We start from the raw sequence: 7,367 nt of genomic DNA, 5'->3' as shown, positions 1-7,367 counted from the left end.
TTTGATAAGTATGACATACTGGGTATATTTTCAGGTATTGGTGCAGCATTGGCGTATACTTCCATACGAGAACTCAGAAAATACTATGATACACGTGCCATCGTAATGTCATTTATGGGTGTAGGAACTGTTGCACCACTTTTCTTGATGCTGATCACTCCTTATGTGACTGCTTCAGAGGATTTTGACTGGATGTTTGCAGAGTTTGTTATGCCAGAGGGTATACAGTGGGGGTATGTTACTGCAGTTGGTCTCTTTGCAACCATCTCTCAACTTTTGATGACCAAAGCCTATGAATTGACTAAAGCAGGTATCGTTGGTACAATTAGTTACAGTAATATTGTCTTTGCAGTAGTGATTGGTATCATGTTGGGAGACCCTATACCTGATATTTGGACAGTTTTGGGTATAATCTTAGTAATATTATCAGGGCTTTTAGTAGCTCTGCCTAAAGGACTAAAATGATTTTAATTGCTGGACCATGTGTTCTGGAAAGTCGGGATAATGTGATGCGTATCGCAGAGTCTTTAGGTAAGTACCATGATGACTGTACTAAAGAGTTTTATTTTAAAGCAAGTTTTGATAAAGCAAACCGTACAAGTTTGGATTCTTTTAGAGGTCCGGGACTGGATGAAGGGCTTAAAATGCTTCAAGAAGTAAAAGACCAATTTGGTTATAAGATCTTAACAGATGTCCATGACTATACACAACCAGCTGCAGCGGCTGAGGTAGCAGATGTACTTCAGATCCCTGCATTTTTATGTCGCCAAACTGATCTTCTTGTGGCAGCTGCAAAAACTTCTGCGGTTGTGAATATCAAAAAAGGACAGTTCTTGGCACCTGCTGCGATGGAACACTCTGTAGCTAAAGTGCTTAAAACCAGAGGGTTTGACGGTGAAGTAAGTTATGAAAATTCAAAGAAATATAATGTATGGCTTACTGAGAGAGGTACTACATTTGGGTATGGTAACCTTGTGGTAGATATGCGTGGGCTTAAAACGATGCGTGAGTTTGCTCCGGTGGTGTTTGATGCTACACACTCTGTACAGATGCCAGCATCAGGCGGAGCAAGTTCAGGTGGAGACTCTTCATTTGTGCCGTATCTTTCACGTGCAGCTGCAGCAGTAGGCGTAGACGGTTTCTTCTTTGAAACACACTTTGATCCGAGCATTGCCTTAAGTGATGGGCCAAACATGATAGAATTAAGTAAGTTAGATACGTTGATCCAACAGATCGATGCGATTAGAACGATCGTCGAGTAAACAAAATTAAACACTAAAAAGTAAAGGAAAAAAATGAAAAAAGTAGAAGGTCAACTCTCAGTAGATAAGAGTAAAAAAGTAGCGATCATCAATGCAAGATTTAACCACTTTATCACAGACAGATTGGTAGAAGGTGCTGTAGATGCTTATGCAAGACATGGTGGAAATGCAGATGATCTGGATCTTATCTTGGTACCGGGTGCATTTGAAGTACCATTTGCACTGGACAAAGCATTGGCTTCTGGTAAATACGACGCTGTATGTTGTTTAGGTGCTGTGATCCGTGGTGCAACACCTCACTTTGATTATGTTTCAGCTGAGGCTACAAAAGGTGTAGCAACAGTCACACTGAAGCATGGTAAGCCAGCAACATTTGGGGTATTAACAGTAGACAGCATTGAGCAAGCGATAGAAAGAGCAGGTACTAAAGCAGGAAATAAAGGTGCTGAAGCGATGGTAGGGCTGATCGAACTTATTAACCTTTACAGTGAGCTTGATTAATGGCTACTAGACATCAGGCACGTACAGCTGTAGTAGGATTACTCTATGCGTATGACTTAGGGAATGACAATATAGGAAAGTTCTCAGATGAAATTTTGGAAGAGGGTAAGATCCGAAATAAGCAAAAAGAGTTTTCAGATATTCTTTTCCAGGGGACTATAGAAAACCTTGAAATGTTGGATGCCAAGATTAAAGAACATTTGAAAGATTGGGACTATGATGGCATAGGCAAAGTTGAAAAAGCAATTATGAGACTGGGAGCCTATGAGATACTTGTTGCAAAAACAGATAAAGCTATTATCATCAATGAAGCAGTTGAACTGGCAAAAGAACTTGCAGATGAGAAGTCTCCACAGTTTATTAACGGTGTGTTGGACGCATTGGATAAAGAGAAATAGAGAGATGCTAAGCGTTAAAGCGCAATGCGATGGAGGCACTAAATGACGACCCCTATGACAAAGCGTATGAGTATTGATGAGGCGGTAGAGCTCATTGAAAAAGCTGACCTGAAAACCCTTGGTAAGATGGCACATGCACGTAAGAAAGAGATGCATCCTAAAGGTGTTACTACGTTTGTTGTAGACCGAAATATCAACTATACTAATATTTGTTGGGTAGATTGCAAGTTTTGTGCTTTTTATACGCATGAGAAAAAAGAAGATGCGTATATTCTGACCTTTGATGAAATAGACCAAAAGATAGATGAACTTTTAGCCATAGGTGGAACACAGATACTCTTCCAGGGTGGTGTACATCCTAAGCTCGAGATAGAGTGGTATGAAGACCTTGTGGAGCATATCTCAAAGAAATACCCTCAAGTGACAATACATGGTTTTTCATCCATTGAGATAGATTACATAGCCAACCGTTCAAAAATAAGTATTTCAGAAGTGTTACGTAGACTTAAAGCAAAAGGGCTCAGTTCTATCCCTGGTGCAGGTGCCGAGATTCTTTCCGATAGGGTACGCGACATCATTGCCCCTAAGAAACATGATAAGGACAAATGGTTAGATGTACATCGTCAGGCACATAAGCTTGGTATCAAGTCAACTGCCACGATGATGTATGGTACAGTAGAGACGATTCGTGAGATCGTAGAGCATTGGGATTATGTACGTCAGCTTCAGGATGAAACTGGAGGATTTAGAGCATTTATTATGTGGTCATATCAAAGTGATCATACACAGCTCAAAAGAGAATTACCAACGATCACAAAAACTTCTTCAAATCTCTATTTGCGTTATTTGGCTGTAGCCAGACTCTTTTTGGATAATGTACCGAACATACAGAGTTCATGGGTGACACAAGGCTCTTACATAGGACAAATGGCACTTCTTTTTGGAGCGAATGATCTGGGTTCTACGATGATGGAAGAAAACGTCGTTTCAGCTGCCGGAGCCAAAAATGAGATGAATCAGGAAGAGATGATCAAGCTCATTAGAGATGTGGGGGAAAAACCTGCAAAACGTAATACAGCCTATGAGATTTTAGAACGTTATTATTAAAAGGGACGTTTTTTAAGTAAAGCTCAAAAAACTACGTTGTCACTATGACAACTTTAGCAGTTGGCTCATGTGACTGGTCGCATCCTCCAAAAGGTTTTATATGACAAGAATTAAAATACATTATAGTGAGGCAATAAATGCCAAATTTTAAAAAAATACTAATAGTGTTGATTGCACTACAAGGAGCATTGATGGCAGCATTGGTCAAAGAGATAGAGATTAAAGAGAGTAAAGTACCTGTTGTATTTGAAGAAGAGAAGTATCTACCTATTGTATCCATTCAATTGGTCTTTAAAAATGCAGGACATTTGAGTAATACTAAAGATGGTTTAGCCGATATGTCTGCAAGGCTTATGAATGAAGGAACATCCAAAGAAGGTAGTGTAGGATTTGCTACAAAACTTGATGCACATGCAGTAGATGTCGGGGCACATGTAGGACGTGAGAGTTTCGTGATAGAGGTCTCTTCATTGAAGAGTGAGTTTCCTTATGCAGTTAAACGTCTGGAAGAACTTTTAAAAGATCCAAATTACACACAAGAAGCACTTGATCAAATTAAACATCAAAAGATAGGTTGGCTGACACAAAAGAAAAGTGATTTTGACTATATCGCAGGTACTTCTTTGAGAGCGACACTTTTTAAAGGGAGTGTTTTAGCCAGACCTTATGATGGTACGCTTGAGAGTATAGAAAGTATATCACTGGAAGATATTAAAAAATTTATCTCTACGCACTTAGGATATAACAATGCCATAGGTGTTGTGGGTGGAGACATTACATTTGATGAAGCACAAGGATATCTGACAAAGCTTTTTGCACTTTTACCAAAAGTTGAAGAGGAAGAAGAGAAAATCATTCAAGCTTCAAATAAAAAAGAAGTAGTACTCATCGATGAAGATACACAACAGGCGTATATCTATTTTGGTGCACCATTTAACTACAGCTATAAAGAAAAAGATCAGTACTTGGCAAAGATTGCAGAGTATCTTCTTGGCGGGGCAGGATTTGGTTCACGCTTAATGGAAGAGATACGTGTAAAACGTGGACTTACCTATGGAGTGTATTCGTCATTTAGACGTACAAAACCGGTTTCTTATTTGAGCGGATATATGCAAACAAAGCTCAGTACACAAGATGAGGCAAAAGATTTGATACAAGAAGTGGTAGATACTTTTGTTCAAGAGGGTATCACACAAAAAGAGCTTGATGATACCAAGAAATTTTTACTTGGATCTGAGCCTTTACGTACAGAAACACTTTCTCAAAGACTGCATAGAGCTTATAATGATTATTACTATGAAAGACCACTTGATTTTAGTAAAGAGCAGTTGAAAAAGATTGAGTCTGTTACATTGGACGAGGTCAATACTTTTATCAAAGCACATACTGAGTTGTCAGATATCACATTTAGCATCGTGACTAAAAAGGAAGCTAAACCTACAAAATAATATGTCATATTGACATATTATTTCCCATGTTCCAAAAACTTCTGTATAATCATTAAAACAGTAGGAGTTGTTTCAAACTCCTTCTTGCCAGAGGCAAAGCTTTAGTGATTGAATATTATATGGACTTGTTCGTATAATAAGAGAAGATATTAAGAATGGGATAGAGATGGAAGAAGCAAAACAACTGTTTAAAAAGCTCAAGATACACTCTTTACTTGACTTGGCACTCATTATCCCCACTTCTTATAATGATACGACACTTTCAAGCACACTAGAACTAGGAAAGGTCAATACGCTTGAGGCCAAAGTGGTTGATTCGAGTATCTATTCTGGAAAGTTACGTGTTACTTTTAACCTTACCCAATCTGGACGACGACTCTCTTCAACTTTTTTTAGGGTAACCCCTTACCACCATAAACTTTTTGAAGTAGGGTCCAGCCATGTTATACAAGGTAGGCTGGAAGAGTATAAGGGCTATTTGCAAATGTCACAGCCTAAATCCATCAAAGAGATAGGAAAGATCACACCTAAGTATAAAACCGTACTCAAAGAGAGTGAGATATCTTCACTCATGGAGTGTTATGTCAATGAACAAAATTTATATCATGAAGGTTTGGACAGTAAAGAAGTCTCTACACTGATGCATATTCACTTTCCAAAAAGTATGGAAGAGGTGTATGAAGGTACAACATTCAAGAGAGATTTTCTGGCTGTATTGAAGTTTGTTGAAGCATACAATCATTTGAAAAAATTACGAGGGAAAAGGGCTGATTTTCCTGCACATAGAGCATTGACCGGTAGTATAGAAACCTTTGTAAACAATCTACCTTTCAAACTTACACAAGAACAAGAAGAAGTCATAGCACAGATACAGTTAGACTTGGCAAGAGAAGACAAGGCAGCTAAACGGATGGTCGTTGGTGATGTAGGTTCTGGTAAAACGATGGTGATACTTGCTTCTGTGATGATGGCTTTACCATATAAAAGTATTTTGATGGCACCTACATCACTGCTTGCCCTGCAACTTTATGAAGAGGCGTGTAAGCATTTACCTAAGCATGTCAAAATTGCACTGGTCATGCAAGGTAAAGATCAAGGGAATTATGTAGATGCAGACTTTATTATAGGTACACATGCGCTGCTTTTCAAAGAAGATTTGCCGCAAGCCTCTTTGGTTATGGTCGACGAACAGCATCGTTTTGGAACTAAACAAAGACAGAGTCTGGAAGCATTGGTAAGTGCGGGTGATAGAAAACCGCACTTTATACAGTTCTCTGCTACTCCTATACCAAGAACACAAGCCATGATGGAGTCTGAACTTCTTGATGTTAGTCTCATTACTACTACACCTTTTGAACGTGAGGTATTGACTCAGACCATCAGTAAACAGGATTTCCCAAATCTGCTTACACATATTAAAGATGAGATAGCGCAACAACATCAGGTACTTATCATTTATCCTTTAGTAGAAGAGAGTAGTGAAGTACCTTATCAGTCTTTAGAAGAGAGTAGAGGGTTTTGGGAAGAGAAGTTTGAAAATGTCTATGTAACGCATGGTAAGGACAAGCAAAAAGAGGAAGTCTTACTGGAATTTAGGGAAAAAGGAAATATACTTTTAGCGACAACAGTGGTTGAAGTAGGCATCTCGTTACCTAAACTTACGCTTATCGTTATAGTAGGTGCAGAACGGCTTGGACTTGCCACACTGCATCAACTCAGGGGTAGAGTAGGCCGTAACGGTTTAAAGAGCTGGTGTTATCTTTACTCTAATAGTACCGAGAACTTTAGACTTGAACAATTCTCACAAACAACCAATGGTTTTGACATAGCAAAGCTTGATCTAAAATTCAGAGACAGCGGTGACATACTGGACGGTACCATACAGAGTGGTCAGAGGTTTAAATGGTTGGATATGGCTGAAGATGATGATGTGGTTATTAGGGCTAAAAATAGATTGGGAAGTATGGAAGTCTCAAGTTAGAGAAAAAAGGCTCATTGGACATGTGCCTGCTTTTAAGCAGTACATTTAGTGCTAGCATAGGCAAGATGGGCTTTGCCCATTTGCCTTACTTATTAATATAATCCGAATTTACCATCCGCTCTTTTGTACATAACACGCATCAGGCCTTCATTGTCATTAAACACGATAAATTGTCTTTTTTTCTCTGCTTTGAGTGCTTCTATAGCTTCATCAAAATCAAGTGGTTTGTGTAGTTCAAGATCCATAGGAACGATTTCAAGCTCTTCGTCAGTGGTATACTCAGTAACCGCTTCTGCCTCTACTCCCATATCTCTAAAGCTCATAATTTTATGATTTTTGACTCTATCGGCATGGCGTCTCAGAGATTTTTTTACTCTTTCTATAGCAAGGTCTATCGCTGCATACACATCTTTATCTATTTGTGTGATGACGATGGTATTTTTATCTTTAAGGTTTATGATGAACTCTACGGCAAAACCTTTTTTCCCCTGTTTCTCATTGGCTGAGATCACAGTACTTGCAGAAATAATGTCTAAATGATATTTTTCCAGACTATCTATAGCTTCATCTGCATATGCTTTAATAGGTTCAGTGAGTTCGAAATGTCTTCCCGTAATACTTTTGTTCATAATATATCCTTAGTGTTAAAGTATAGATATATTCCTATATC

8 protein-coding genes are annotated in these 7,367 nt (G+C 38.7%); 7 read left to right on the top strand and 1 reads right to left on the bottom strand.

Translation table 11 applies throughout. The features are described from left to right. The 7 genes from ABZC96_RS06760 to recG all read left to right on the top strand — a co-directional run. Window positions 1–465, top strand: a 465-nt coding sequence (locus ABZC96_RS06760; RefSeq protein WP_373029987.1) for a DMT family transporter, incomplete at its 5' end; no start/stop codon positions are given. Beyond that, window positions 462–1,262: a 3-deoxy-8-phosphooctulonate synthase gene (gene kdsA, locus ABZC96_RS06755; protein WP_373029986.1), complete on the top strand. Its 801-nt coding sequence runs from the start codon at window positions 462–464 to the stop codon at window positions 1,260–1,262. The genes ABZC96_RS06760 and kdsA, both read left to right, overlap by 4 nt. A gap of 33 nt (window positions 1,263–1,295) precedes the next feature. Then, window positions 1,296–1,763 (top strand): 6,7-dimethyl-8-ribityllumazine synthase, encoded by a 468-nt coding sequence (gene ribH, locus ABZC96_RS06750; protein WP_373029985.1) that lies wholly within the window; start codon window positions 1,296–1,298, stop codon window positions 1,761–1,763. Next, the gene (gene nusB, locus ABZC96_RS06745; RefSeq protein WP_373029983.1) at window positions 1,763–2,161 is read left to right on the top strand and encodes a transcription antitermination factor NusB; all 399 of its coding nucleotides are present in this window, start codon (window positions 1,763–1,765) and stop codon (window positions 2,159–2,161) included. The genes ribH and nusB overlap by 1 nt, the downstream gene beginning before the upstream one ends. A gap of 42 nt (window positions 2,162–2,203) precedes the next feature. Continuing rightward, entirely contained in the window at window positions 2,204–3,268 is a 1,065-nt protein-coding gene (locus tag ABZC96_RS06740; protein WP_373029981.1) for a dehypoxanthine futalosine cyclase, read from the top strand. A gap of 137 nt (window positions 3,269–3,405) precedes the next feature. Then, window positions 3,406–4,716: a M16 family metallopeptidase gene (locus ABZC96_RS06735; RefSeq protein ID WP_373029979.1), complete on the top strand. Its 1,311-nt coding sequence runs from the start codon at window positions 3,406–3,408 to the stop codon at window positions 4,714–4,716. 166 nt (window positions 4,717–4,882) lie between these two features. Beyond that, a complete protein-coding gene (gene recG, locus ABZC96_RS06730) occupies window positions 4,883–6,697 on the top strand; it encodes an ATP-dependent DNA helicase RecG (RefSeq protein ID WP_373029977.1) in 1,815 nt (604 codons plus the stop codon). A 92-nt stretch (window positions 6,698–6,789) separates the two neighbouring features. Here recG and hpf read toward each other — a convergent pair whose 3' ends face one another. After that, on the bottom strand, window positions 6,790–7,326 hold the full coding sequence (gene hpf, locus ABZC96_RS06725) for a ribosome hibernation-promoting factor, HPF/YfiA family (RefSeq protein ID WP_373029976.1): 537 nt from the start codon (window positions 7,324–7,326) through the stop codon (window positions 6,790–6,792). Window positions 7,327–7,367 lie beyond the last annotated feature (41 nt).

Source organism: Sulfurovum sp. (genome assembly GCF_041551015.1).
Lineage (GTDB): Bacteria > Campylobacterota > Campylobacteria > Campylobacterales > Sulfurovaceae > Sulfurovum.
The sequence above is the reverse complement of the archived record's forward strand: the minus strand, read 5'-3'. Positions and strand labels throughout refer to the sequence as shown.

Excerpts from the sequence above, each read along its gene's own strand:
- ABZC96_RS06740 (WP_373029981.1), top strand. The coding sequence starts at position 2,204 with ATGACGACCCCTATGACAAAGCGTATGAGTATTGATGAGGCGGTAGAG.
- recG (WP_373029977.1), top strand. The coding sequence starts at position 4,883 with ATGGAAGAAGCAAAACAACTGTTTAAAAAGCTCAAGATACACTCTTTA.
- hpf (WP_373029976.1), bottom strand. The coding sequence starts at position 7,326 with ATGAACAAAAGTATTACGGGAAGACATTTCGAACTCACTGAACCTATT.
- nusB (WP_373029983.1), top strand. The coding sequence starts at position 1,763 with ATGGCTACTAGACATCAGGCACGTACAGCTGTAGTAGGATTACTCTAT.
- kdsA (WP_373029986.1), top strand. The coding sequence starts at position 462 with ATGATTTTAATTGCTGGACCATGTGTTCTGGAAAGTCGGGATAATGTG.
- ABZC96_RS06735 (WP_373029979.1), top strand. The coding sequence starts at position 3,406 with ATGCCAAATTTTAAAAAAATACTAATAGTGTTGATTGCACTACAAGGA.
- ribH (WP_373029985.1), top strand. The coding sequence starts at position 1,296 with ATGAAAAAAGTAGAAGGTCAACTCTCAGTAGATAAGAGTAAAAAAGTA.